Origin of the sequence: Corallococcus sp. BB11-1, assembly GCF_026626625.1 — a bacterium.
GTDB lineage: Bacteria > Myxococcota > Myxococcia > Myxococcales > Myxococcaceae > Corallococcus > Corallococcus soli.
On sequence record NZ_JAPNJY010000001.1, the window covers coordinates 82,322 to 107,168 of the forward strand.

The window sequence follows — 24,847 nt, forward strand, 5'->3', positions numbered from 1 at the left end:
TTCAGGTGCCCCAGGGGCGCAGGGGCCGGAGCAGCCCCGCGTCCTGGAGGCGCACCTGGACATCGGCGGCCAGGGCGACGTGCTCTGGATTGGAGACGGTGAACTTCTCCTGCGTGAGGGTGATGAGCGTGCCCCGCTCCGGCAGGTGCTCCACCTGGACGGAGGCGGGCAGCGGCGGCACGGGGCCACGAACGTCAGCGAAGTACATGACCCAGCCGACGAACGTCCCGGCGTCAGCTCCTGTCTGCGGCGCCACGAGTTCCCGATGTTCGTGGGAGGTGACGATGCCGAACTCAGGCTCCCACGCGAGCGCCATGGCGCGCACCACGGCGGTCAGGGAGGGGGCGGTCAGGACGCGCTCCGCGCTGCCCCCAAGATTGCCAAGGGTGAGGACACAGACGGAGCACACATGCTTGGAGGGGCCTCCGCAGTTGCCGTTGACGCCCGAGGTTTCATCCTCGTTTTCCCCCGCCCAGAGCCAGAAGCTGGAACTGCCCGCGAACCGATTCGCCTTGCTGCCCAGCAGCTTCGCAAGGGTGGCGGAATCCGGCTGCACCTGACGTCTACGGGCCTTCTCGAAGTTCGCCCCTGCTTGATGCCAGCGGTTCCACATGGGCTCCAAAGGCCCCAGCCGCGAAAGAAAATCCGCCAGGCGATGGGCGCAAGCATCGACGGGTTCAGGCCGGGCCAGCCAATAGCAGCCCGCGTAGTACGTCTCCTTCATGGGTTCAGGGCTCCTCCACGAACCGGTGGGACATGGACGACGTCGACCTTGATACCTTGGCCGCTGAATGCGACTCGAAGGAGATCCGCGACTCGCTTCTCAGCGACATACCAGCGGATGCGCATTCCCTCCGCCAGGGTGGACTGACGGCGGGCCTGGTTGAGCATCTGCCCGAACCCCCGGAAGAAGTCCTTCATCTCCATGTCGTCCTTGATGAACTTCTCATAACCCGGCCCCTTCGCCTCCAGCAGCAGTTCCTCCTTCGGGTCGAAGCCGTCGAAGTCCGCCTGCGAGTCCCCGCTCCGCAGTCGGTACGCGGTCCCCCTCGGGGCTCCCGTCACCTGCTCTTGATACGCCCGGGCTCGCTCGGACATCGACTCCTCCACCTGGACCCACTTCCCGGGCCCTCCTGCTGACGGCGGTCCACCCGCCGCGGGAGGTCCCATCGCGGCCATCGCCACCGCCGTGGAAAGGACAGACAATCCACGGGAGCCTCATGCGCCCGACACCACTTCCCATACCGGTCGCGCAGCAGGAACCCGAGCCCCTGGTCCAGGAGCGCCCCCTCGCCTGCCTTCGCGCGCACCACCCGCCCTGTCCGCGAAGGGCGCACCGTCAGCGGCACCTCCAACGCCAACCGCGACAGCGCCGCTTCGAAGTCCCGCGCGCTGATGGGAACACGCCCATCCCAGCTCCGGGGCGCATGGGTTCGCACCGGCCCACCACCGGCGGTCCGCAGCCGCACCGTGGGGCCCCCCGCGCAGCCCGTGCACAGCACGAACAACAACATCCACACCCCGGCCCTGCGTGCCTCCATCGCGGTGCTCCCCTGCGCGGAGGCCATCCTCCGCCCTGTGATACATGCGACGTTCCTCAACAGGGGCCTTTCCCGGCCGGTCCGTCAATGCTATGCGCGTCCTTGTAATACTATTTTAAACCGTACAACCAGACATCACTGACGACACCGGACGGCCTCGGACGAGGCCTCCACGGAGAAGACACCTTGAAGCCCACTTCCATCATTGCCTCCCTGGCCCTGGCCGGCGTGCTGTCCGCCTGTGGCCCGGGCGAAGCACCCGAAGCGCAGCCATCCTCCGTGGAGGAGGTGGGGAGCACGACGGCGGCGCTGGACTGCGCGGCGCTCAACGCGCCCGTGTACATGCGCGTGCGGCCGGCCACCGGCTCCAGCCTGCTGACGACGAACCCCACGGAGGCCACCAACGCGGGCACGACGTACGGCTTCACGGATGACCGGGGCACCCCCTTCAAGGCCTCCAAGACCGCCGGCACCGGCCTGTCGCCCGTGTACCGCCTCTACAGCCCTGGCAAGGTCGAACACATCGTCACCATTGACGCCGCCGAGCGCACGAGCCTCATGGCCTCCGGCTACACCACCGACGAGGGCGTGGGCTTCTACGCCTCCAAGACGGCGGAGGCGTGCCTCATCCCCGTCTACCGCTTCAACAACACGACGCTGCAGAAGCACCGCCACGCCGTCACCCAGGCGGAGCGCGACAGCCTCACCGCCGCGGGCTGGACGAACCAGGGCATCAAGTTCTACGCGGCGCCCACCACCGCGCAGCCCGTGGACACGAAGTTCACCTTCGTCGTCATCCCCGACACGCAGCAGGAGACGGTCTACCAGCCCGCGCGGCTGACCCACCGCATGCAGTGGATCGCCGACAACAAGACGGCGCAGGACATCCGCTTCGTGATGCACACCGGGGACCTGATGGACTGGGACACGCCGGACCACATCCACTACCAGCGCGCCAGCGACTCCTTCGCGGTCCTGGACAACGCCCAGATTCCCTACGCCATCGCCCTGGGCAACCACGACACGGCGGCGGTGTGCCAGGGCGGCAGCGCGTGCCCCGGCAACGTCAACGCCAACCTGCGCAACACCACCACCTTCAACACGTACTTCCCGCTGTCGCGCTTCAAGGCGCTGGGCGGCGTGTTCGAGACGGGCAAGTGTGACAACGCCTATCACACGTTCAGCGCGGGCGGCCTGAACTGGCTGGTCGTGAACCTGGAGCTGTGGGCGCGCACGAACTCCGTGAACTGGGCGAAGACGGTGCTGGCGCAGTTCCCCCAGCACAACGTCATCTTCATCACCCACTCGCACCTCAACGGCAGCGGCGGCATCGAGCAGGGCAACGGCGGCTACGGCAACAACAGCCCCCAGTACGTCTTCGACAACCTCATCAAGCAGTACGCCAACGTGCGCTTCGTCTTCTCCGGCCACGTGGGCAACGCCGCCTACCGCACGGACACCGGCGTCCACGGCAACACCATCTACCAGATGCTCAACACGTTCCACGACGGCACGACGAACCCGACGCGGCTGGTGGAGATCGACACCGCGGCCAACACCATCTCCACGCGCGTCTACGCGCCGCTCACGAACACCGAGCGCGCGGATGGAACGAAGGCGTACAGCAACGTGAACTGGGTGCGCTGAGCAGAGCGCCTGCCCACCCGTGAGCCCCTGGGGCCCGCTTCCCTGCCGTGGGAGCGGGCCCTGTCGTTGATGGCAATCACCCCGGACGGCTGGTATGGGTTTCGCCTTGAGCGACGCACCGACCTCTGGCTCCGCCGCGGCCCTGTCGTTCCTCGCGGGTGGCGGGGAGCTGGGGGAGCGGATGCGACGGCTGGACTGGTCGTCCACCCCCCTGCCTCCGCCTTCCGCCTGGCCCCAATCGCTGCGCACGATGGTGCGGCTGCTGCTGGACGCCACCACGCCCATGTTCGTGCTGTGGGGGCCGGAGCTCTGCTACCTCTACAACGACGCGTACCGTCCCTTCATCGGCGCGCGGCACCCGGCGCTCGCCCGGCCCTGTTCGCGCATCTGGCCGGACATCTGGCCGCAGTTGGAGCCGCTGATGAAGCGCACGCTCTCCGGGGAGACCGTCTCCTTCGAGGACCTGCCGCTCACCGTCACGCGCCAGGGCTACCCGGAGGAGGTCTGGTTCACGTTCTCCTACGTGCCGGTGCGGGACGACGCGGGCGTCATCTCCGGGGTGTTCTGCGCGCCGCTGGAGACGACGGCGCGCAAGCGCGCGGAGCGGGAGAAGGAGGACGCCCTGGCCACGCTGCGCCTGGCGCAGCGGGCGGGGGGCGTGGGCGTCTTCGAGCTGGACCGGGAGACGCAGACGGTCTTCACGTCGGAGGAGTTCTGCCGCATCTGGGGCATGCCGGCGCGGCCGTCGTACATGCTCCAGGAGCTCCTCGCCCGCCTGCACCCGGACGACCGGCGGCGGCGCCCGGACCTCAGGGTGCTCTTCATGACGGGCCACGCGCAGGCGGCGGCCCAGGCCTCGGGCTTCCTCCTGCCGGGCATGGAGATGGTGACCAAGCCCGTGGCCATGGACGTCCTGGTGGCCCGCGTGCGGCGGATGCTGGAAGGCGCCTGAACTCCGCGAGGGCGACTCCAACGACGTCCCGTCGCCGCGCTGCTGGCCGTGCTCGCCGGGTTCCCCAATCCCAGACAGTGTCCGGCCCCGGCGGAGGGGAGGGATTCCCTTCCACGCGGGGCCTGCGCATCTCAGCCGACGCGGGGCGGCGGTCCGCGCCGCGCCGGGGGCGGGACATGGGCGGGAAGGCAGTGGGGGCGGACGGGGCGCGTCGACGAGGCCCGGGAGGGCGCGGCGGAGGACGCCACGCACGCAGCGACGCGGCCATGCGCCTGCGGCGCTGGATGTGTCTGGGCTTGCTGTGGGTGGGGTGTGGGAATCCGGAGGATGCGTCACCGCCGTCGTTCTCCCCCGGTGCGCCGCAGGCGCGGCGGCAGGGCCGGGCGTCCTCCGCGCGGGCGGCGGTGACACACACCCGGGCTCCCGTGGTGGGGCGGGGCGGAGCGCTGGTGCCCCCGCCCGAACCGGGAGCATCGCGGTCCTCGTTCGACGGGTGTCTGGCCCAGCCAACGCCGTCCGAGGACAGCGACACGCGCTTCCCGGCGACGACGGGCGTGGGCTCGCTGACGGACGCCTCGCCGGTGACGACGCGCTCCACCGCGGCGGGGTTGCTGGTGGAGCAGCCGCTGGACCACGAGTGCGGCCTGACGGCGCAGGTGGATTCGTACCTGAAGGACGGCACCGTGACGGTGACACGGACGCTGTCCGGCAAGTCCTGCCGGTGCATGTGTCACTCCACGGTGAAGACAGCGGTGCGCCTGCCGCCGGGCACGTACACGCTGCGGGTCGTCACGCTGGACCACGGGACCCGCACGGTGGTGCACGAGGGGCCGGTGACGGTGACGGAGCCGGCGCCCCCGTCCTCCACCAGGCCGTAGCGGCGCCCTGGCCGCCCCCGCTGGAGCCTGGCGGGCCCCCCGCGGGACATGGGGAGCATGGAAGGCGTTCCCCGGAAGCCTGGCTTCAAGCCGTGAGGCGTGGAGCGCTGGGATGCACCACCGGGTGTTTCACGGGGCGTCCCAAGCCAGGGGCGCGACCGTCCTTCACCACACGTCACGGCCCGGGTTGTCGGACAGTGGGACCGGCGGGGAATGCACATGGCGACCGCAAACCCTATCGTATGCCCGCATCCGTCGGATACCGGACCCGGCCTTCCATCCGGATGCGAAACACCGGTCCGGCCGCCGGGGAAAGACACACAATCCATCAGGGGGTGTGCTTGCCTCCCCCCAAGGAGACCCTGTCCGCATGAGCACGCCCACCCGGACCTCGCCCCCCATCGGGGGCCGTCCTCCCCGCTGGGACTCACGCCGCCGCGGCACCGTGGCCGTCCCCGCCGAAGCGCGGACTCCCACCGCCGACGACGCGGGCACCCCGCCGCCCCCGCTGGAGAAGGTGAACCTGGCGCACGCCTTCACCCACCTGTCCGGCCCCGACACGCCCCAGCCCGTGGGCATGCTCCATGGACAGCCGGTTCACCTGGTGCGCCTGACGGGCAACGGCCCCTGGTGCCAGCACGCCACCGGTGACGCGCTGTTCTTCGTCACCCGGGGCCACCTGCGCGTGGAGCTGCGCGAGCGCTCCGTGGACCTGGAAGCAGGCGAGCTGCTCATCGTCCCGCGCGGCGTGGAGCACCGCTCCGTCACCGCCTCCGAAGCGCTGGTGCTGGTGTCCGCGCCCACGCACCACGAGGACGCAGGCCAGTCCCCACCGCCCTGAAGGCAGGCCCCCTCCCCGACGGGCAGGCGAGCCCCCGGCCCTTCACGGGCAGGGTGATTCCTCCCAGCAGGGCCACGGCGCACTTTTGCCCTGAACGAACGACGGGCGGTCCCCACGGGCTCGGCTTGCTGGGGTGCTGGAGTCCGCCACGGCCAACGAGGAGCGGGAGCCGCCATGCGCATCCACCACCTGAACTGCACCACGATGTGTCCGCCCGGCGGGCGGCTCATGGACGGACGGCGCGGCTTCACCGGCCCGGCGGCGCTCACCTGTCACTGCCTGCTGGTGGAGACGGCCCGCGGTCTGGTGCTGGTGGACACCGGCTTCGGCCTCAATGACGTGTATGAACCGCGCGTGCGGCTCAACGGCCTGTTCCGCGATGTGCTGTGCCGGCCCGCCCTGGTGGAGGAGTCCACCGCCATCCGCCAGGTCGAGCGGCTGGGCTTCCAGGCCAGCGACGTGCGCGACATCATCCTCACGCACCTGGACTTCGACCACGCGGGCGGCCTGGACGACTTCCCCCATGCGCGCGTGCACCTGCTGGCGGAGGAGTACCGCGTGGCCAGCGCGCAGCGCACCTGGCTGGACCGCGCGCGCTTCCGCCCCCAGCAGTGGTCGCTGGACAAGCGCTGGGAGACCTACTCCGCGCGGCGGGGCGAAGGCTGGTTCGGCTTCGACTGCGTGCGGGAGCTGTCCGGCCTGCCGCCCGAAATCCTCCTGGTGCCGCTGACGGGCCACACGCTGGGCCACGCGGGCGTGGCCATCGACACGGGCGAAGGGTGGCTGCTGCACGCGGGCGACGCGTACTTCCACCACGGGGAGATGGACCTGGACCGCTACCGGTGCACCGTGGGGCTGCGCGCCTACCAGAAGCTGATGCAGAAGGACGGCTGGATGCGCTGGTACAACCTGCGCCGCCTGCGGGAGCTGGTACAGCGCCACGGCGAACAGGTGACGGTGTTCTGCGCGCACGACTCGCTGGAGTTCGAGCGCCTGGAGGAGCGCGAGAAGCTCCCCCTGGACTTCCCCATCCAGCCAGGCCTGGTCCCCCCGGTGCCCTCGCTGCACCTGTGAGGACGGCGCGGCGTCACTGGAGCATGACGGGCTCCACCGCCCCATCCACGAGCGCGGGCGTGCGCGGCAGGTCCACGGTGAAGGTGGCGCCCTGCCCCGGCACGCTCTCCAGGCGGATGGTGCCTCCGTGCGCCTCCACCAGCTGGCGCACGATGTAGAGCCCCAGCCCGTAGCCCGCCTCCGCCTTCGCGGAGAGTTCGCGCTCGAAGCGCTCGAAGACGCGGCGCTGGGCCTCCGGCGCGATGCCCACGCCCTCGTCGCGCACCGTCAGCCGCGCGTGCTCCGCGTCCAGCGCCGACACCCGCACCCACACCGGGTGGCCCCGGCCGAACTTCAGGGCGTTGGAGATGAGGTTCGTCACCACCCGGTCCAGGCGGATCCGGTCCCACTGGCCCACCTGCCCGCCCTCCACCTCCAGCGTGAGTTCGCACCCGGCCTGCGCGGCGCTCTCCGCGAAGCGGTCCACCACCTCGCGCGCCAGCTCCCCCAGGTCCATGGGCGCCGCGTCCAGCAGCCGCTTGCCGGAGGACAGCCGCGACAGGTCCAGCAGGTCGTGCAGCAATTGCCCCAGCCGCTGCGCCTGGCCGTGCGCCGCCACCAATCCCTGTCGCACCCCCTCTTCCTGGCCCGACGCCTGCGCCCGCTGCACCTTGTTCAGCAGCAATTGCAGTGCTTGCAAGGGATTGCCCAGGTCGTGCGCGGTGACGGCGATGAGCTCCACCGCCTCGCGCGCTTCGCGCAACAGCCGCGTGTTGTCCAGGGCCAGCGCCGCGCGGCCGGCCAGCTCCTCCACCAGCACCCGGTCCGTCTGCGTGAAGCTGCGGTGGCCCCGGGCCGTCATCAGCACGAACACGCCCAGCGTCTGGCTGCCCGCGCGCAAGGGCACCACCAGCGAGGAGCCGATGCCGATGCGTTCGATGAGCACCCGGTGTTCGGGGCTCTCCGCGGAGTCCGCCAGGTCACCGATGGTCACGTTCTCATCCAGGCGCGAGCGCCCGCTGCGCATCACGGACCAGATGGCGGGGGGCATGCCCACGCGCGGGGGAAAGCGCCGCAGGGACTCCCACAGGCTCTCCTCGCGTTCGGGCCGCACGTGGGTGACGGCCCGGGGACGCAGCTCCCCCGCGGGCGTCAGCAGGTAGAGGATGCAGCCATCCGCCACCTCCGGCACCAGCAGCCGGGCCAGCTCCGCCACCGTCAGGTCCGGGTCCAGCGACTGGTGGAAGACGCGGCCGGCCTCCGCGAGCAGCTCCTGCATCCGCTCCGAGCGCCGCTGTTCGGTGATGTCGCGCGTCACCACCGCGTAGCCCTGCGGCGCGCCGTCCTCGTCGCGCAGCGCGGTGAGGGCCACCTCCGCCCAGAAGCGCGAGCCGTCCTTGCGCTGCCGCCAGCCCTCCGAGCGCAGCCGCCCGTCCTTCAGCGCCCGCGACAGGTCGCGCTCGGCGTGGCCCGCCGCCGCCTCCTCGGACGTGTAGAAGGTGGAGGCCGGGCGGCCCAAAATCTCCGCCTCGCTCCAGCCCTTGATGCGTTCGGCGCCCGGGTTCCAGCTGGCCACCCGGCCGCGCGCGTCCAGCAGCACCAGGGCGTAGTCGCGCACGCCCTCCACCAGGGCCTGGAAGCGGTTCGCGCTGGCCAGCGCCTCGCGCTTGAGCGGATGCAGCCGGCGGTGCAGCACCCACGCGAGCGCCGCCGCGACGCCCAACCCCAGGAGCGACGCCAGCAGCAGCAGGACAAGCTCCCGCTGGTCCGCCTCCACCGCCGCCTGGCTGTCCGCGCGCAGCTGCGCCTGCACCCGCGCCTCCAACTGGGCCTGGGCCTCGCGCACCCGGGCATGGGCCTGGGCCAGGCGCGCGCGGGTCCCCTCCTGCTCCTCATCGAAAGAGCCCGGGGAGCCCGGGGAGCGCAGGGCCCGCAGGGCCGCCTCGTGCTCCTGCTCCGCCCTCCACACCGCGTCCACCAACACCCGGTCCCTCGGATCCGTCAGGCGCTCTCGCAGCCGCTCGGTGGTGTCCAGGAAGCGCTGCCGGGGCAGCGCCGTGTCCTGCGACAGGGAGCGCCCGCCCGCCAGCAGCGCGCTGTTGGCCAGGGACACCTTGTCGCTGAAGGCCCGCCCCAGCTGCTCCACCTCGAGCAGGTCCACGGAGCGCTCCATCACCCGCGCATCGGAGGCGGCGCGCGTCGTCAGCACCGCGGCCACGGCCACCGCCACCAGCACGAGCGCCACCAGGAGGCTCGCCCCCAATCCCCAGCCGGTCGTCTGTCCGAAGCGCCTGGGACGTGCCATGGGTGTCCCTTCCCCGTCGGACGCGACCTCTGCCCCCACTTCGCATCCGCGTCCGTTCACGGTGGGGACTTCGCCGCGCCGCGCCCACCCCCCTCCCCGGCCTGTCCGGTGTCCGCCAGTGTGCGCCCCGCCGCCCGGCCGGGTGGGGCAGTGACGCCTTTCCAACCCCTGGCGGCCCTTCGGGGCTTGCCACCGCTTCGCGGGGACCCGCCGCACCCCCACCCTGGCCCAGGGACTTCACGGGTGGCGGGGCGGAGCATGGGGAGCGGACGCGGTGGAGGCTGGTGGGTGGCGCTGCTCGTCGTGGGGGTGGCCTGCGGCCCCACGCAGCAGCCCTACGACACGTCCTTCCGGCTGCTGCCCTCCACGACCTTCTGCCATCCCATGACGTGCGAATCCCAGGGCCTGGACTGCGGCGTCGCCGTGGACGGCTGTGGCGGCACGCTGCACTGCGGCCCGTGCGCGGAAGGGGAGGCCTGCGGCGGGGGCGGCGTGCCCAACGTCTGCGGCCCCGCGCCCTGCGTGCCCGGCACCTGTGGGGCCCTGGGCGCCAACTGCGGCCCCACCCCGGATGGCTGCGGCGGCGTCCTGGAGTGCGGCGCCTGCGCGGCCCCGGAGGTCTGTGGGGGAAGCGGCGTGCCCCACGTCTGCGGGCCGCCCCCCTGTGTCGCCACCACCTGCGCGGCCCTGGGCAAGGACTGCGGGCAGGTGGCGGACGGCTGCGGCGGCGTCCTGGAGTGCGGCGCCTGCGGGCCGGACGAGACGTGTGGCGGAGGCGGCGCCGCCAACGTGTGCGGCCACGCCGCGTGCACCCCGGCCACCTGCGCCTCGCTGGGCAAGGACTGCGGCACGGTGGCGGACGGCTGTGGCGGCGTCCTGGAGTGCGGCGCCTGCGGGCCGGGGCTCGCCTGCGGCGCGGCCGGCGTGGCCAACGTCTGCGGACAGGCCACCTGCCTGGCCGCCACCTGCGCCGTGCTGGGACGGGACTGCGGCGAGGTGCTGGACGGCTGCGGCGGCGTCCTGGAGTGCGGCGCCTGCGGGCCGGAGGCGACGTGCGGCGGCGCGGGGCGGGCCAACGTCTGCGGCCCCGGCACCTGCGTGCCCACCACCTGCGAGGCCCTGGGCGTGAACTGCGGCCGCGTGTCCGACGGCTGCGGCGCGGTGCTGGAGTGCGGCGGCTGCGCCGCGCCCCAGACGTGCGGCGGCACGGGCGTGCCCAACGTGTGCGGCCAGGCCCCGTGCACCCCGGCCACCTGCGCTTCACTGGGCAAGACGTGCGGGGCGGTGGCGGACGGCTGCGGCGGCACCCTGGAGTGCGGCGCGTGTGGCCCGGGCACGACGTGCGGCGGGGGTGGCGTGGCCAACGTGTGCGGCGGGCCCGCGTGTCGGCCGGCCTCCTGCGGCCTGCTCGGCAAGACGTGCGGCGCGGTGGCGGACGGCTGCGGCGGCACCCTGGCCTGCGGGAGCTGCACCGCGCCGGAGACGTGCGGCGGCACGGGCGTGCCCGGCGTGTGCGCCACGTCCGGGCCGGTGTGCGCGGACCGGGACCTGGGCAGCGCGCTGCCGGTGACGGTGAAGGGCTCCACCGTGGAGGCCAACGACGACCACGCGGCCTCATGCGGGGGCGCGGGGTCCCCGGACCGGGGCTACCTGTGGACGGCGCCCCGGACGGGCACCTTCACCTTCGACACGGCCCGCTCGGCGGTGCGCTCGGTCATCGCCGTGTACGGGGGCGGCTGCGGAGGCCAGGAGCTGGCGTGCGCCACGGACGGCATCAGCTACGGCGGCGGCGCGCGGGTCGCGGTGGCGCTGACAGAGGGCCAGCAGGTGCTGGTGACGGTGGACGCGGAGGCCAGCGGGGCGTTCACCCAGGGGTACTTCGAGCTGCACATCGACGCGCTTCGCCCCAGCGAGGCCGGCGCGTGCTTCGACAACATGGACAACGACGGTGACCGCTGGGTGGACTGCGCGGACACCGAGTGCCGCGAGGAGCCCGGCTGCAAGGGCCCGGGCTGCGCGCACCACGACCTGGGCAGCGCGCTGCCCGTCACCTTCCAGGGGGAGACGGCCCGCTCCGGCGACGGCTTCCAGGGCACCTGCGGCGCGCTCCTCCAGCAGGACCGGGCCCACCTGTGGACGGCGCCCCGCGCCGGCACCTACCGCTTCGACACGGCGCCCGACGACGGCCAGGCCGCCGCCGGCAACGCCCTGTACGTCCTCACCGGCTGCCGGGGCACGGAGCTGGGCTGCGCCTCCCACCCACGCCCCACCCGGAAGAACGCTCCGAAGGTGGAGCTCACGCTCGCCCAGGGGCAGACGGTGCTGGTGGTGGTGGACGGCATGGCCCACCCGGAGCAGGACACCCCCATCCGCTACACGCTCCACATCACGGACGTGTCCGGACCCGACGCCAATCCCTGACGCAGCGGGACGCGGATTTTAATCCGTTAAACCATATCCACTGGACCCACTGGATCCCATCCAACCCTTTATAAAGGATTGGATGGGGCGCGAGGAGCCGCCCTCTCGAAGGCCCGCCCTACTCCTGGACGGGGGCCGGCGTGCCCTGCCCCGGCGCGATGAAGGAGCCGGAGGGGTCCACCTGCCAGGCGGAGTACTGGTGGGCGAGCACGTCGCGCACCTGCCCCTCCTCGTAGCAGACGGAGTAGACGACGAAGACGTCGTTGCGGAAGTTGGGCCGGCCGTAGCGGTAGCAGTCCTGGGCGCCCTGCTTCTGGAGCGTGAGCGGATAGCCCAGCAGGCCCTTCACCTCCTGGCTGGACATGCCCGCCTTCACCACCTTGATGCCGTGCGGCGTGATGACGGAGAAGGTGGTGCCGTGGTTGCGCCACAGGAAGAAGAAGCCCACCGCCAGGAACAGGGGCACCGCGGCCGCCACGAACCAGGTGAAGCTGAAGTGGCCATGCTTCTTCTGACTGCCTTCGCGGAAGGCGGAGAAGAGGGCATCCGGGGACGTGTCCGCCGGGGCATCACCGGGGATGACTCGCAGGGGGCTGTCAGGAACGCTCACCCCTCCTGAATGCCGTCCGCGCTCCCGGGATGCAAGGGATGCAGGAAAGTCCACCCCGCCCCCGCCCCACCGGCCGCCGACAACGTCAGCCAGGGTGGGATACGTCCGGACGTCTGGTGCCATTCCAGGCGTGCGAGTTCACAATCGGAACGGTTCGGGGCTGCTAGAGGGCACATCCTGAGTGCGGGTCTGCTCGAGGAGTCACACGTCATGGCGAAGCGCGCCGCCGCGAAGGGCGTCACCCAGAAGTCCGTGGAGCGGGACGCGGTGCCCCCCGGGACGGAGGTGACGGACAGCGACCTGTTCTTCAACCGCGAGCTGTCGTGGCTCGCGTTCAACGACCGGGTGTTGCAGCTGGCCGAGTCGCCGGAAGTGCAGCTCATGGAGCGGCTGAAGTTCATCTCCATCTACGCGCGCAACCTGGACGAGTTCTTCATGATTCGCGTGGCGCGCCTGCACGAGCAGATCGCCGCGCGCGTGGGGCGGCTGGTGCCGGACGGCGCGTCCCCGGGCCACACGCTGGACAAGCTGCACACGGGCATCCTGGAGCAGGGCCGCCGCCACGCGGACTGCTTCGAGAAGGTGCTCCGCCCCGCGCTGTCGGAGAAGGGCCTGCGCATCCTCTCCATGAAGGAGCTGGACGCGGACCAGCGCGCGCAGGTGGACCAGCGCTTCCGCGAGCAGATCTTCCCGGTGCTCACGCCGCTGGCCATCGGGCTGGGGCGGCACTTCCCGTACATCTCCAACCTGTCGCTGAGCCTCGCGGTGCTGCTGCGCGACCCGGTGGCGGAGGAGGAGAGCGTGGCGCGGGTGAAGGTGCCCAAGGAGATATTGCCGCGCTTCGTGCCGCTCAAGGGCGGCGCGGGTTCGTTCTTCGTGCCGCTGGAGGAGATCATCGCGCAGCACCTGGGGGACCTGTTCCCCGGGATGGAGGTGCTCAACTGGAGCCTGTTCCGCGTGACGCGCGACGCGGACTTCACCGTGTCCGAGGACGCGGAGGACCTGCTCAAGGCGGTGGAGACGGAGCTCAGCCAGCGCCGCTTCGGGGACGTCATCCGCCTGGAGGTGCAGGCGGGCATGAGCGCGAAGCTGCTGGAGCCGCTGGTGGAGGCGCTGACGCTGGAGCCCCGCCAGGTGTACGAGGAGCACGGCCTGCTGGACCTGGCGGACGTGATGTCGCTGGCCATGACGCCGGGCTTCACGGAGCAGCGGGACCCGCCGTGGACGCCGGTGACGCAGGCGCGGCTGCGCACGGACAGCGAGTCCCCGGAGGGCGGGGGCACGGTGATGTCCGCGATGCGCCGGGGGGACCTGCTGGTGCACCACCCCTACGAATCCTTCACCACGTCGGTGGAGCGCTTCGTGAGCGAGGCGGTGGAGGACCCGGACGTGCTGGCGCTGAAGCAGACGGTGTACCGCACGTCGGACAGCTCCCCGCTGGTGCCCGCGCTCATCCGCGCGACGGAGCAGGGCAAGCAGGCCGTGTGCATGGTGGAGCTGAAGGCCCGCTTCGACGAGCGCACCAACATCCGCTGGGCGAACGCGCTGGAAGAGGCGGGCGTGCACGTCGTGTATGGGATTCCCAGCCTGAAGACGCACGCGAAGGCCATCCTCATCGTGCGGCGCGAGGGCGAGCGGGTGCGGCACTACGTGCACATCGGCACGGGCAACTACAACCCGAAGACGGCGCGGCTCTACACGGACCTGGGCCTGTTCACCACGGATCCGGACATTGGCGCGGACGTGGCGGACGTCTTCAACTTCCTGACGGGCTTTGGCCGGCCGCGCTCCTTCCGCAAGCTGCTGGTGGCGCCGCTCACCATGCGCGAGGGCTTGATGGAGGAGATCAAGAAGACCCTCGCCGCGCACACGCCGGAGACCCCGTCGCGCATCCTGATGAAGATGAACGCGCTGGTGGACCCCGGCATCATCCGCGCGCTGTACGACGCGTCCCGCGCGGGGGTGAAGGTGGAGCTCAACGTGCGCGGCATCTGCTGCCTCAGGCCCGGGGTGCCCGGCGTGTCCGAACACATCCGCGTGGTGTCCAACCTGGGCCGCTTCCTGGAGCACCCGCGCATCTATTCGTTTGAACGGGGCGCGACGTCGCGGTGCTACATCGGGTCCGCGGACATGATGCCGCGCAACCTGGACCACCGCGTGGAGATCCTGGCGCCCGTGGAGGAGCCGTCGTTGAGCGCCCAGGTGCGCGACGTGGTGGAGCGCTGCATGATGGACACCAGCGGCTCCTGGGAGCTGGCCTCGGACGGAACCTGGCGCCGGCGCATCCCGCCGGCCACCGGGGACAAGCGCTCCGCCCAGGGCGAGCTGATGGAGCGCGCCATCCGGATGGTCCACATGCAGAGCGGCCGTCCGGTGGCGTGAGCCGCCGCTGACGGCTCAGGTCTCGTGGTTCACGAGGTTGAACACGGCCACGCGGTGCGACTGGGGGAACAGCACGATGAACAGGTGGTTCCAGTCATGCGCGCCCGCGGCCACCAGGTACGACGCGTAGTAGTAGGCCACCTGCACCTGCTCCGTGCCGTTGCCCAGCTCCGTCAACAGGTGCGGATCCAACGCGTCGAAGAAGAAGAGCTGCTGCGACATCGTGCTGAACGGCACGTTGCCCTGGAACCGGAACGGGATGCGGTCGTCCTGGCGCAGCGCGAACACCGACTCCACCGCGTCCGCCAGCGTGGGCGCCTGCGTGGACGTCCACGGGAAGCTGTAGACGTCCAGCGTGCCGTCGCACCAGTTGTTGTACGTGTCGCATTCCTCGTTGCCCGCCTCCATGTCGGCTTCGAGCAGCGCCGTCGGGCCCTCGTACTCCAGCTCAATCTGGCTCAGCCGCGACTCCACCGAGCGCACGGACCGCGTGGCCTCTGGCGTCGGCGTCGGCTCCGTGGGCGGAGGCGCTGCGTTGCAGGCACCCAACCACAGCGCGGAAGCCAGCACGGACAACTGCACCCGGTGTCGAAGCATGATCACATCCTTGAGCGGTGAGACGGGGAGGAGCGGTGAAGCGGGAGCCCCCGCTCTGCCACACCCCCGTCCCCACCCTCAAGCAACAACCCCCGCGTCACCCCGCCGTGACGCGAAGCCGCACGCGGCGGCTGGAAATCTTCAGCCCCGCTCGCCCAGGGCACCCCGGGCGGCGTCCTCGCGGCGGTGCGCCTCCACCTCGGGCACCTCTTCCCAGCGGATCCACCCGGCCCGGGCCGCGTGCCTGGCGGCGGCCACCGTGTCGTCCACCACCACCAGCTCGCTGCCCCCCGCGCGGATGTCCTCCGCGATGGTGGCCATCTCCATCGCGCGGCTGGAGCGCCCCGGCACGTTGCGGATGTAGACGCAGCGGATGCGGCCGGGGAACTCGCGCACGATGGTGCGGTAGTGCTCCGCGTCCTCCTGCCCGCTGTCCCCAATCAACACGAACGGCAGGTGCGACAGCGTCTCCAGCACGCCGCGAATCTTGTCCAGCTTGTGCCCGTGTCCCCCGCCCGGCGCGAAGCCGTGGCGCGACAGGCCCCAGTCGCGCAAGAGCAGCGGACCGATGGGGATGCGGTGCGTGGCCAGGAACTCGTCCAGGTGCTCGTAGAGGTTCCACGGGCTGCTGGACACGTAGAAGATGGGGTTGTCCGCCGTGCCGCTCGCGCCCGCCTGGAGCGCCGCGTAGAAGGCATCCACGCCCGGGAACGGCAGCCGCACCCGGTGCTCCGTGAGGAACAGCGCCCACGCGCGCTTGAGCACATCCGTCACCCCCGTGGCGATGACCGTGTCGTCGATGTCGCTGATGACGCCCAGCTCCGCGCTCGCCCCCGCCACCCGCACCGGCGCCGACACGCGCGAGACCCCGTCCGCGTCCGGCGACAGCAGCTCCAGTTCCACCATGTGCCAGCCGGAGCGCACCCCCGACGGCGGCGGCACCCACAGCTCCAGGAAGCCCTCCTCGTCCGTCGTGCCCTCCCAGTGCTTGTCCCCCCAGCGCACCGCCACGTGCGCGCTGGAGATTTCGCGCGTCATGTAGCGCTTGTACGACGCCACCGCGCTGCTCAAGAGCGTGTGCCGCTGGCGCGAGGGCTTCACCTTGCGCTCCTCCAGCACGCGCGCCTTGATGACCACGCGCTCCGGGGTGCCGTAGCCCCGGTACGGCAGGATGCGCAGCGGCGGGGCGATCCCCAGCCCCTTGCGCACGCGGCGGCTGAGCTCGTCGTAGTGGGCATCCGCCTTCACGGCGATGCGGAACAGCAGCGGGTACAGGTCGGACATGGCGGGTGCCGGCACTCTACCAGCCTCCCCCTCTCAATCGTGGCGTCCCAGCGTCCGGTCCAGGTTGTACGCGGCGCTGATGAGCGACAGGTGCGTGAGCGCCTGCGGGAAGTTCCCCAGCGCCTCGCCGGACATGCCCGTCTGCTCCGCGTAGAGCCCCAGGTGGTTCGCGTAGCCCTGCATGCGCTCGAAGATGAGCCGCGCCTCGTCCAGCAGGTCCGGCCGGGCCGCGCTCGCGCGCGTCATCGCCTCCACCAGCCAGAAGCTGCACAGGTTGAAGGTGCCTTCGCTGCCTTCAATGCCATCCAGCTTCTCGTCCGCCTCGTAGCGGAACACCAGCCCGTCGGACGTCAGGCCGCCCTCGCGCGGCGGCTTGCGGATGAGGTCCAGGGTGGAGAGCATCCGCGGATCCACCGGCGACAGGAAGAACACCAGCGGCATCAGGAGGTTCGCCGCGTCCAGCGCCTCATGCCCGTAGGCCTGGATGAAGGCGCCCTTCTCCGCGCACCAGCCCTTCTCCATGATCTCCTCGAAGATGGTGTCGCGCGTGGTCAGCCACTTCGCGCGATCCGCGGGCAGGCTGCGCTTGTCCGCCAGCCGGATGGCCCGGTCCAACGCCACCCAGCACATCAGCTTCGAATAGACGAAGTGCCGGCGGGAGCCGCGGATCTCCCAGATGCCCTCGTCCGCCATGTGCCAGTTCTCGCAGACCCAATCCACCAGCCGGCGCAGGTGTCGCCAGAAGTCATAGGAGATGGGCGCCGCGTACTTGTTGGACAGGTACACGGAGTCCATCAGCTCGCCGTAGATGTCCAGTTGCAGCTGACCCGCCGCCAGGTTGCCAATGCGCACCGGCTTCGCGCCGCCGTAGCCGGACAGGTGAAGCAGCTCCTCCTCCTTCGGCACCGGACTGCCATCCAGGCAGAACATCAGGGGCAGCGGCCCGTCCCCGGACTCCGCGCACCGCGCCTCCACCCAGCGCATGAACGCGGCGGCCTCCTCGTCGAACCCGATGCGCATGAACGCGTAGACGGTGAAGGCCGCGTCCCTGAGCCAGCAGTAGCGGTAGTCCCAGTTGCGCGTGCCCCCCGGGGACTCCGGCAGGCTGCACGTCGGCGCCGCGACGATGGCGCCCGACGGCTCGAAGGTCATCAGCTTCAGGGCCAGCGCCGAGCGCTGCACCATCTCCCGCCAGCGCCCGGTATACTTGCACTTGGACAACCAGTGCCGCCAGTAGTCCACCGTGTCCCGGAAGAGCTTCTCCGCGGAGTCGTGCGTGTGCAGGTGCAGGTGGCAGCCCTCCACCCCGCCCTCGCGCAGGGTGAAGACCATGGACTCGCTCTCCTGCAGCGTGAAGTTCGCGACGACGCCCCGGCCCTCCTGCTTCAGCTTCGCCGGCGTCACCAGCTGCATGCTCAGGTCCTTGGACACGAAGGCCGCGCCGCCGCTCACGACGTGCGTCTCGTGTTCGTCCCGGGCGTAGTTGAACGCCGGGAAGCACTCCATGCGGAAGGCCATGTGCCCGCGCACCACGCGGACGCGGCGCAGCACCTCCCGCCCCTCCGACCTCGCGCCCTTGCCCAGGGGCATCAGGTCGATGAGTTCCCCCACGCCGTCCGACGTGTAGAAGCGCGTCACCAGCACGTTGGTGTCCGGCCAGTAGAACTGGCGCTTCAGCACCCCGTCCGGCTCCGGCGACACGCGCCAGTACCCGCCCTTCTCCGGGTCCACCAGCGCCGCGAAGAGGCTGGGGCTGTCGAAGTGCGGGTAGCACAGCCAGTCGATGGTGCCCTCGTGGCCCACCAGCGCCACGGTGCGCAGGTCTCCGATGACGCCATGGTCCTCGATGGCGACGCCGCCCTTCAGGTCCACGTTGCGATTCACCGGGCATGCTCCTGGAAAGAGATGACGTGCTTGATGCCGCCCTTCGACTCCACCACCTTCGCGAACTCCGACGGTGGGTGGCGCTGGGTGATGAGCGCCTCCAGCCTCCCGGGCCAGCGGGCACGGAAGCGCGCCAGGTCCTCCAGCGCCGCGCTGAAGTCCCCGTCCGACGCGTTCACCGTGCCGAACATCACCCGGTTGCCCAGCACCAGTTGCCCCAGCACCTCGTCGCCGTGCAGCTCCAGCGGCTCCTCGCGCCCGGGCACCCCGGTGAAGATGAGCACGCCGTTCTCCTCCAGCACCTTGAGCGAATCGAAGGCCACCTTGGACGCCCCCGTCGCCTCGTAGATGACGTCCACGCCGCCACCCAACCGCTTCTTCAAATCCTCCACCGTGACCTCCTTGGAGGACACGTATGGAACGCCCATGGCCTCCGTCGCGGCGGCCTTCTCGTTGGGCTTGGGGCTGCGCGAATACGCCGTCGTCTCATAGCCCGCGCGCATCAGCAGCATCGCGCCCAGCTGCGCCACCGGCCCCGCGCCCAGCACCAGCGCCTTGCCCGGGGACGTCTTCCACGGCAGCCGCGTCTGGATGTGCGCCACCTCGCGCAGGCCCTTCTCCGCGATGGTGAGCGGTTCGGTGAGCACCGCCACGCCGCGCAGCGCGTCGTCCACGCGGTGCAGGTACGCCGCGTCCTCCACGAAGAACTCCGCGCAGAAGCCGTGTGCGCCCTGGATGCCGCGCTCCGTGTAGTCGCCCGTCACGCAGAAGTCCGGGTGGCCATGGCGGCATGCCGGACAGCGCGTGTGCGGACACGGCCGGCGCACGCGCGGCACCACCAGGTCCCCGGCCTTCAGGCCCTGGACGTGCGCGCCCACCTCCACCACCTCGCCCACGCACTCGTGGCCCGGGATGAGGTGGTCCTCGCCCTTCGGCGCCGCGCCGTGGTGGCCCTTCAGGATGTCCTGGTCCGTGCCGCAGACGCCCACCTCCAACGTGCGCACCTTCACCTCGGTGGGCGAGTGCAGGCGCGGCTCCGGAATGTCGACGACGCGCACCTCGCGCGAGGGGAACGTGATGGCCACGGCCTTCATGGGCGGCTGACTCCTCCGGGACAAGGGTGCGACGTCCCAGGACAAGGGGTGCGGACCCCCGACCCATGTCGCAAGTGCCATTGCCCCGTCCCGGCCTTCCGCGCCCGGCTTCCCGGAGGGCCCCGGCGCTGAACACCCTCCGCCGCCTGCCTGCCCGGAGGACGACACTTGCGGGCGCGCGAAAGCACTGCCCCCCGGCGACCCACGGGTCTATAGACGCATGCCGTGCGTGCGCTCCCCTACCGTCGCAGTCGCGCCACCGCCATCGGTGCCACGGCCTTCCTGCTGCTCGCCCTGCCCTTCCTGGTGCTGGGGGTGTTCTTCCTCCGCCAGATGGCCCGCATGGACCTGCGGTGCGAACCCCGGGCGCCCTGCGTCCTCACCCGCTCCAGTTGGCTGGGTGAGGAGGAGGTCGGCCGCTACGCGCCCGAGGACATCCTCCGCGTGGGGGTGGACCGCAGCCGCAGCCGGCGCAGCGGCGCGGCGCCCATCTTCCGGCCCCAGTTGGAGACGACGTCCGGCGACCAGCCGCTCGCCTTCCAGTGGACGCAGGACGAAGCGGAGGCCACCGCCTTCGCGGACACCGTCCAGCGCTACCTGACGGGCCCCCGCACGGACAGCCTCACGGTGTTCCGGGACGACCGGAGGGCGTCGCTGCGCGTGGGCGGGGCCTTCACCGGCGTGGGCCTGGCGGTGCTCGCCCTGAGCCTCTGGCTCTTCTCCCGCACCCTGGCGCACCGCAAGGCCGAACGCGCGGCGGCCCGCTAGGCGGCGGCCCGCGGCACCTGTCCTCCAGTGAATGGTGCCCGCCTGCTCCCAGTCCGAGCCTGTGCGACTCCGGGGCAGATGCATAGCTTGTGGACAATGGTGCGACGCCTCATCGAGCGGTTGCGTGGCCTGCGCAAGGTGGCTCCCCGGCTGTTGCGGCCCGCGAACGTGAAAGCGGACCGGGCGAAGATCTCCATCGCCCAGCTGGGTCATCGCTTCTCCAACAAGGTCGTCGCGCTCCAGGACGTGAACCTCAACGTCCGCTCGGGGGAGTTCGTCTGCCTGCTGGGGCCTTCCGGCTGCGGCAAGTCCACCCTGCTCTACGCGCTCGCGGGGCACGTGGCGCCCACCGGCGGCACGGTGTCCATCGACGGCAGGTCCATCCAGGGCCCAGGGCCGGACCGGCTCCTGATGTTCCAGGAGGCCGCGCTGTTCCCGTGGCTCACCGTGCGCGGCAACATCACCTTCGCGCTGGGCGCCCGGGGTGTGCCCCGCTCCGAGCGCCGCGAGCGCGCCGACACCTTCATCCAGCGCGTGCGCCTGGAGGGCTTCGCGGACTCGCTGCCGCATGAGCTGTCCGGCGGCATGAAGATGCGCGCCAGCCTGGCCCGCGCGCTCGCGGTGGACCCCACCGTGCTGCTGATGGACGAACCCTTCGGCGCGCTGGACGCCCAGACGCGCGTGCACATGCAGGAGATGTTGCAGGCCATCTGGCTGCGCTCCGGCAAGACGGTGGTGTTCGTCACCCACGACGTGCAGGAGGCCCTGATGCTGGGCACCCGCGTGGTGCTGATGGCGCCCCGCCCCGGGCGCGTGGTGGAGGACCTGGAGATCCACCTGCCCATGCCGCGCTCGCTGGAGGACCCGTCGCTGGACGCGATGGCCCGCGACATCCGCCACCGGCTGCGCGCCGTGGAGGGCCCCGCGCTGGAAGCCCGGCGGGTGGAGCCCCTGCACCCCCGCACGCAGACGCCCTCCAGCCTGCCGCGCCCCAGTGTCGTGACCGGACGGTGAGGACCCCGCCATGCTGAAGTGGACGCAGAAGCTGGGAATGGTGGTGTTGCTGTTCGCCCTCTGGGAGGGCCTGGCCCGCTCGGGCGTGTGGACCCGGCACCTGTTCCCCGGCCCCCTGGAGGTGATGCAGACGCTCGTCGCCATGGTGCGCGACGGGCGGATGGGCGGCGCCACCGCGCGCTCGATGGGGCGGCTGCTGCGCGCCTACCTCATGTCGGTGGCCATCGGCGTGCCGCTGGGGCTGCTCATTGCCCGGACGGCCTTCTTCCGCAACGCGGTGAAGCCCGTGGTGATGGGCCTGCAGGCGCTGCCCTCCATCTGCTGGCTGCCGCTGGCCCTCTTGTGGTTCGGCCTCAACGACAGCGCCATCCTCTTCGTGGTGGTGATGGGCAGCGTGCTGGGCATCTCCATCGCCACCGAGGACGCGGTCAACGGCCTGGATCCGCAGCTGTCGCGCGTGGCCCGGACGCTGGGCGTGCGCGGCCCGCGCTTCTACTTCGGCGTGCTCCTGCCCGGCGCCCTGCCCGGCATCGTCACCGGCCTCAAGCTGGGGTGGAGCTTCGCGTGGCGCGCGCTGCTCGCGGGCGAGCTGCTCTTCGTCTCCGGCGGGCTGGGACAGCTGCTCACCATGGGCCGCGAATTGATGGACGTGGCGCAGGTGATGGCGGTGATGCTGGCCATCATCTTCATCGGCATCACGGTGGACCGCGTCCTCTTCCAGACGGTGGAGACGCGGCTGCGGCGACGGTGGGGACTGACGGCGCCGGGGTGAGGCGCGGGCGTGTGCGCCCCATGACGCTTCACCCCCAGGGGCATTGATAACGGGCACGGCTTGTCCCCTAGCGTGGCGGCAATGCCTTCCGTGCGTCCGCTGACCCGCCTGTTCCTCCTCTGCGCCCTCCTGACCGGCGTCGCCGCCTGCAAGCGCGACACGCCCACGGGCGCTGACGCTCCCCTGCGCGTGGCCTTCTTCCCCAACATCACGCACGCCCAGGCCCTGGTGGCGAACTCCGAGGGGCTGTTCGCGTCACAGCCCGGCACGGGCCGCCTGGAGGTGCGCCAGTTCAACGCCGGGCCCGCCGCCATGGAGGCGCTGGTCGCGGGCTCCGTGGACGTGGCCTACGTGGGGCCCGGCCCCGCCATCAACACGTACCTGAAGGCCGGCCGGGAGCTGCGCATCATCGCGGGCGCGGTGAACGGCGGCGCGGTGCTGGTGGTGAAGAACGTGAAGACGGCCGCGGAGCTCAAGGGCAAGAAGCTGGCGACGCCCCAGCTGGGCAACACCCAGGACATCGCCCTGCGCACCTGGCTCAAGGCCCAGAAGCTCAGCATCGCCACGGACGCGGACGGCGACGTGCAGGTGATTCCCATCAGCAACCCGGACATCCTGGGCCAGTACCTCCAGGGCGCCATTGAAGGTGCCTGGGTGCCGGAGCCCTGGGGCGCGCGCATGCTCGCCGAAGGGGGCGGTCACATCCTGGTGGACGAGCGCGACCTGTGGCCGGGCAGGCGCTTCCCGTCCACCGTGGTGGTGACGACGAAGAAGGTGCTGGAGACGCAGCGCCCGCGCATCGCCGCGCTCCTGCGCACGCACGTCCGGCTCACCGAGCGTTGGAGCGCGGACCCGGCCGCCTTCGCCACGTCCGCCAACGCCGCCTTCGGCCAGCTCACCCGCAAGCCCCTGCCGGCGCCCGTGCTCCAGGACGCGTTCTCCCGCCTGGAGCCCTCGCTGGACCCGGTGCCCGCCGCGCTCGCCACGTCCGCCCGTCACGCGAAGGCGCTGGGCTTCATTCCCAGCGACGACATCGCCGGGCTCGTGGACCTGAGCGTGCTGGACGAGGTGCGTGGCGCGAAGCCGCACTGAGCGCTATTCCATCTTCTCGCCCTGGAGGGACAGGGCCACGTTGTTCGTCTCTCCCTCCACCTGGTACAGGGCCACGACCTGTTGGCCCTCCCGCGGCAGCCGGGAGATTTCGAGCGCGCTCATGTCGAGCGGCACCACCGGCCCCGCCCCCTCCTCCCGCACGTAGAGGGTCAGCCCGTCCTGCTTCACCACCGGCCCCGTCACCTGGCGCATCCGCTCCTCGTCGGGAGTGATTTGCCGCACCGAGTGGTTCTGGGTGAGTCGCGAGGGGCTGGTGTCCGGGACGGTGCCCACCACGTTGGCGGGGCTGGTGCTGGCCCGTTCGGTCTGGTCGTGCGAGCCCAGGTCCTGGGTCTTGCCCACGTTGGGTTCGCGTGCCTGAACCGGTCCGGGCATCAGCAGCAGGCCGAGCATCGGCGCGCTCAACAGCACTGCTCGCCATCCTCTGGGGAATCTGCGCATCATCGTCATACCTCCGTGCCTTGGGGGCACTGCCCCCTGGCTCACACCTGAACGTAGGGTGGGAGGCGCTGAATGTTCAGCGGCGGAACACGGGCCGTACCCGTGGTGGCGGCAACACCGTAGGGTGGAGCGCGCACGGGCCGACAACCCCTCGCGGATTGCCCCCCTGTCTGTCCTTCTCCCGCCGCGTGAGCGCGGCAAGAATACGAGGCACCCTTGGCTGGACGCACCGACGAGCAGCACCGCATCGCCCTCTTCATCGACTTCGAGAACCTGGTCACCAACACCGGCATCAGCTCCAACAACTTCGACCTCCAGCCCGCGCTGGACCAGCTGCTGGAGCAGGGCAAGGTCGTCTTCCGCCGCGCCTACTGCGACTGGTCGCGCTTCGCGGACGCGAAGGTGCGCCTGCACGACGTGGGCGTGGAGCTGGTGGACGTGCCCCCCTCCACCCGCGCCGGCAAGAACAGCGCGGACATGCGCCTGGTCATCGACGCGCTGGAGCTGTGCTACGCGCGCGAGCAGATCGACACCTTCGTCATCGGCTCTGGCGACAGCGACTTCTGCCCGCTGGCGTACAAGCTGCGTGAGAACGGCCGCACCGTCATCGGGCTGGCGGTGAAGGAGGCCAGCTCCCGCATGTTCGTGAACGCCTGTGACCAGTTCATCTACATGCGGCCCAAGTCGCACGGTGGGAAGGACAAGGACCACGGCGGCAAGGGCAAGGGCGACAAGGACGAGGGCCGCGGCAAGCGCGGCGGCAAGGGCCACAAGGACGAGGGCAAGGGCCACAAGGCCGAGTCCTCCGGCAAGGAGGGCCACGAGGGCAAGGGCGGCAAGAACAAGGCGGAGGTGCCGGCCATCGCCCGCGAGGTCGTGCAGAGCCTGCTGCGCCGCGCCACGGGCCCGCTCAACCCGTCCCTCATCAAGGAGACCATCGTCCGCAAGGAGCCCGACTTCGACGAGCGCGACCACGGCTTCTCCACCTTCGCGCGCCTGCTGGAGGCGCTGGAGCAGGAGGGCCTGTTGCGCCGCATCCAGCAGGGCCGTCAGGGCTACGTCGTGAGCCCGGACACGGACCTGCCGGCCACGCCCCACGAAGGCAAGGGTGGCAAGGGCAAGGGCGCCAAGGCCCCGACGCCGGTGGAGGAAGAGGACGAGGAGCTGGAGTCCTACCCGGACCCGGACGACGAAGGCCTCTAGGCCGCGCACCGCCGCGGGCCCGGGGAGCACCCGGCCCGCGCGCGGGC

21 protein-coding genes are annotated in these 24,847 nt (G+C 71.1%); 12 read left to right on the top strand and 9 right to left on the bottom strand.

The window, feature by feature from the left end; genetic code table 11:
* Position 1: 1 nt before the first annotated feature.
* Both OV207_RS00310 and OV207_RS00315 read right to left on the bottom strand, forming a co-directional pair.
* The gene (locus OV207_RS00310; RefSeq protein WP_267551547.1) at positions 2 to 724 is read right to left on the bottom strand and encodes an immunity 52 family protein; all 723 of its coding nucleotides are present in this window, start codon (positions 722 to 724) and stop codon (positions 2 to 4) included.
* Positions 721 to 1,098 carry a restriction endonuclease fold toxin 5 domain-containing protein gene (locus OV207_RS00315; protein WP_267551549.1) on the bottom strand — a complete coding sequence of 126 codons (378 nt, stop codon included), beginning with the start codon at positions 1,096 to 1,098 and terminating at the stop codon, positions 721 to 723. The genes OV207_RS00310 and OV207_RS00315 overlap by 4 nt, the downstream gene beginning before the upstream one ends.
* 629 nt (positions 1,099 to 1,727) lie before the next feature.
* Here OV207_RS00315 and OV207_RS00320 point away from each other — a divergent pair.
* The 5 genes from OV207_RS00320 to OV207_RS00340 all read left to right on the top strand — a co-directional run bounded on the left by OV207_RS00320 (position 1,728) and on the right by OV207_RS00340 (position 6,933).
* A complete protein-coding gene (locus OV207_RS00320; RefSeq protein ID WP_267551551.1) occupies positions 1,728 to 3,188 on the top strand; it encodes a metallophosphoesterase in 1,461 nt (486 codons plus the stop codon).
* Positions 3,189 to 3,294: 106 nt separating this feature from the next.
* The gene (locus OV207_RS00325) at positions 3,295 to 4,140 is read left to right on the top strand and encodes a PAS domain-containing protein (RefSeq protein ID WP_267551553.1); all 846 of its coding nucleotides are present in this window, start codon (positions 3,295 to 3,297) and stop codon (positions 4,138 to 4,140) included.
* A gap of 266 nt (positions 4,141 to 4,406) precedes the next feature.
* Positions 4,407 to 5,018, top strand: coding sequence for a hypothetical protein (locus OV207_RS00330; protein WP_267551555.1), 612 nt, complete (start codon positions 4,407 to 4,409; stop codon positions 5,016 to 5,018).
* A gap of 370 nt (positions 5,019 to 5,388) precedes the next feature.
* The gene (locus tag OV207_RS00335) at positions 5,389 to 5,859 is read left to right on the top strand and encodes a cupin domain-containing protein (protein ID WP_267551556.1); all 471 of its coding nucleotides are present in this window, start codon (positions 5,389 to 5,391) and stop codon (positions 5,857 to 5,859) included.
* Between the two features lie 174 nt (positions 5,860 to 6,033).
* A complete protein-coding gene (locus OV207_RS00340; RefSeq protein ID WP_267551558.1) occupies positions 6,034 to 6,933 on the top strand; it encodes an MBL fold metallo-hydrolase in 900 nt (299 codons plus the stop codon).
* Between the two features lie 13 nt (positions 6,934 to 6,946).
* Here OV207_RS00340 and OV207_RS00345 read toward each other — a convergent pair whose 3' ends face one another.
* Entirely contained in the window at positions 6,947 to 9,217 is a 2,271-nt protein-coding gene (locus OV207_RS00345) for a sensor histidine kinase (protein WP_267551560.1), read from the bottom strand.
* Positions 9,218 to 9,475: 258 nt separating this feature from the next.
* Here OV207_RS00345 and OV207_RS00350 point away from each other — a divergent pair, with 258 nt between their 5' ends.
* Positions 9,476 to 11,638: a tryptophan synthase alpha chain gene (locus OV207_RS00350; protein WP_267551561.1), complete on the top strand. Its 2,163-nt coding sequence runs from the start codon at positions 9,476 to 9,478 to the stop codon at positions 11,636 to 11,638.
* Positions 11,639 to 11,756: 118 nt separating this feature from the next.
* Here OV207_RS00350 and OV207_RS00355 read toward each other — a convergent pair whose 3' ends face one another.
* Positions 11,757 to 12,248, bottom strand: coding sequence for a hypothetical protein (locus OV207_RS00355; protein WP_267551563.1), 492 nt, complete (start codon positions 12,246 to 12,248; stop codon positions 11,757 to 11,759).
* Positions 12,249 to 12,458: 210 nt separating this feature from the next.
* On the opposite strand from OV207_RS00355, the gene ppk1 reads away from it, so the two are divergent.
* On the top strand, positions 12,459 to 14,630 hold the full coding sequence (gene ppk1, locus OV207_RS00360; protein WP_267551565.1) for a polyphosphate kinase 1: 2,172 nt from the start codon (positions 12,459 to 12,461) through the stop codon (positions 14,628 to 14,630).
* A gap of 15 nt (positions 14,631 to 14,645) precedes the next feature.
* On the opposite strand, the gene OV207_RS00365 is transcribed toward ppk1, so the two are convergent.
* The 4 genes from OV207_RS00365 to OV207_RS00380 form a co-directional block, all read right to left on the bottom strand.
* A complete protein-coding gene (locus OV207_RS00365; protein ID WP_267551566.1) occupies positions 14,646 to 15,227 on the bottom strand; it encodes a hypothetical protein in 582 nt (193 codons plus the stop codon).
* A gap of 141 nt (positions 15,228 to 15,368) precedes the next feature.
* A complete protein-coding gene (locus OV207_RS00370) occupies positions 15,369 to 16,511 on the bottom strand; it encodes an App1 family protein (RefSeq protein WP_267551568.1) in 1,143 nt (380 codons plus the stop codon).
* 33 nt (positions 16,512 to 16,544) lie between these two features.
* Complete coding sequence (locus OV207_RS00375; protein WP_267551569.1) at positions 16,545 to 18,395, bottom strand: glycoside hydrolase family 15 protein; 1,851 nt, start codon at positions 18,393 to 18,395, stop codon at positions 16,545 to 16,547.
* Positions 18,392 to 19,489 carry a glucose 1-dehydrogenase gene (locus OV207_RS00380; protein WP_267551571.1) on the bottom strand — a complete coding sequence of 366 codons (1,098 nt, stop codon included), beginning with the start codon at positions 19,487 to 19,489 and terminating at the stop codon, positions 18,392 to 18,394. Before OV207_RS00380 ends, OV207_RS00375 begins: the two co-directional genes overlap by 4 nt.
* A 225-nt stretch (positions 19,490 to 19,714) precedes the next feature.
* Here OV207_RS00380 and OV207_RS00385 point away from each other — a divergent pair, with 225 nt between their 5' ends.
* The 4 genes from OV207_RS00385 (at position 19,715) to OV207_RS00400 (ending at position 23,135) form a co-directional block, all read left to right on the top strand.
* A complete protein-coding gene (locus OV207_RS00385) occupies positions 19,715 to 20,257 on the top strand; it encodes a hypothetical protein (protein ID WP_267551573.1) in 543 nt (180 codons plus the stop codon).
* A 96-nt stretch (positions 20,258 to 20,353) separates the two neighbouring features.
* Positions 20,354 to 21,271: an ABC transporter ATP-binding protein gene (locus OV207_RS00390; RefSeq protein WP_193429450.1), complete on the top strand. Its 918-nt coding sequence runs from the start codon at positions 20,354 to 20,356 to the stop codon at positions 21,269 to 21,271.
* Between the two features lie 10 nt (positions 21,272 to 21,281).
* Positions 21,282 to 22,043: an ABC transporter permease gene (locus OV207_RS00395; protein WP_267551575.1), complete on the top strand. Its 762-nt coding sequence runs from the start codon at positions 21,282 to 21,284 to the stop codon at positions 22,041 to 22,043.
* A gap of 81 nt (positions 22,044 to 22,124) precedes the next feature.
* Complete coding sequence (locus OV207_RS00400) at positions 22,125 to 23,135, top strand: ABC transporter substrate-binding protein (protein ID WP_267551577.1); 1,011 nt, start codon at positions 22,125 to 22,127, stop codon at positions 23,133 to 23,135.
* Between the two features lie 3 nt (positions 23,136 to 23,138).
* Here the strand turns inward: OV207_RS00400 and OV207_RS00405 are convergent, their stop codons facing one another.
* Positions 23,139 to 23,549, bottom strand: coding sequence for a hypothetical protein (locus OV207_RS00405; protein ID WP_267551579.1), 411 nt, complete (start codon positions 23,547 to 23,549; stop codon positions 23,139 to 23,141).
* A 264-nt stretch (positions 23,550 to 23,813) separates the two neighbouring features.
* Here OV207_RS00405 and OV207_RS00410 point away from each other — a divergent pair, with 264 nt between their 5' ends.
* On the top strand, positions 23,814 to 24,800 hold the full coding sequence (locus tag OV207_RS00410; RefSeq protein ID WP_267551580.1) for an NYN domain-containing protein: 987 nt from the start codon (positions 23,814 to 23,816) through the stop codon (positions 24,798 to 24,800).
* Positions 24,801 to 24,847 lie beyond the last annotated feature (47 nt).

Excerpts from the sequence above, each read along its gene's own strand:
- OV207_RS00370 (WP_267551568.1), bottom strand. The coding sequence starts at position 16,511 with ATGTCCGACCTGTACCCGCTGCTGTTCCGCATCGCCGTGAAGGCGGAT.
- OV207_RS00335 (WP_267551556.1), top strand. The coding sequence starts at position 5,389 with ATGAGCACGCCCACCCGGACCTCGCCCCCCATCGGGGGCCGTCCTCCC.
- ppk1 (WP_267551565.1), top strand. The coding sequence starts at position 12,459 with ATGGCGAAGCGCGCCGCCGCGAAGGGCGTCACCCAGAAGTCCGTGGAG.
- OV207_RS00350 (WP_267551561.1), top strand. The coding sequence starts at position 9,476 with ATGGGGAGCGGACGCGGTGGAGGCTGGTGGGTGGCGCTGCTCGTCGTG.
- OV207_RS00390 (WP_193429450.1), top strand. The coding sequence starts at position 20,354 with ATGGTGCGACGCCTCATCGAGCGGTTGCGTGGCCTGCGCAAGGTGGCT.
- OV207_RS00395 (WP_267551575.1), top strand. The coding sequence starts at position 21,282 with ATGCTGAAGTGGACGCAGAAGCTGGGAATGGTGGTGTTGCTGTTCGCC.
- OV207_RS00310 (WP_267551547.1), bottom strand. The coding sequence starts at position 724 with ATGAAGGAGACGTACTACGCGGGCTGCTATTGGCTGGCCCGGCCTGAA.
- OV207_RS00345 (WP_267551560.1), bottom strand. The coding sequence starts at position 9,217 with ATGGCACGTCCCAGGCGCTTCGGACAGACGACCGGCTGGGGATTGGGG.
- OV207_RS00365 (WP_267551566.1), bottom strand. The coding sequence starts at position 15,227 with ATGCTTCGACACCGGGTGCAGTTGTCCGTGCTGGCTTCCGCGCTGTGG.
- OV207_RS00315 (WP_267551549.1), bottom strand. The coding sequence starts at position 1,098 with ATGTCCGAGCGAGCCCGGGCGTATCAAGAGCAGGTGACGGGAGCCCCG.
- OV207_RS00405 (WP_267551579.1), bottom strand. The coding sequence starts at position 23,549 with ATGCTCGGCCTGCTGCTGATGCCCGGACCGGTTCAGGCACGCGAACCC.
- OV207_RS00400 (WP_267551577.1), top strand. The coding sequence starts at position 22,125 with ATGCCTTCCGTGCGTCCGCTGACCCGCCTGTTCCTCCTCTGCGCCCTC.
- OV207_RS00380 (WP_267551571.1), bottom strand. The coding sequence starts at position 19,489 with ATGAAGGCCGTGGCCATCACGTTCCCCTCGCGCGAGGTGCGCGTCGTC.
- OV207_RS00340 (WP_267551558.1), top strand. The coding sequence starts at position 6,034 with ATGCGCATCCACCACCTGAACTGCACCACGATGTGTCCGCCCGGCGGG.
- OV207_RS00330 (WP_267551555.1), top strand. The coding sequence starts at position 4,407 with ATGCGCCTGCGGCGCTGGATGTGTCTGGGCTTGCTGTGGGTGGGGTGT.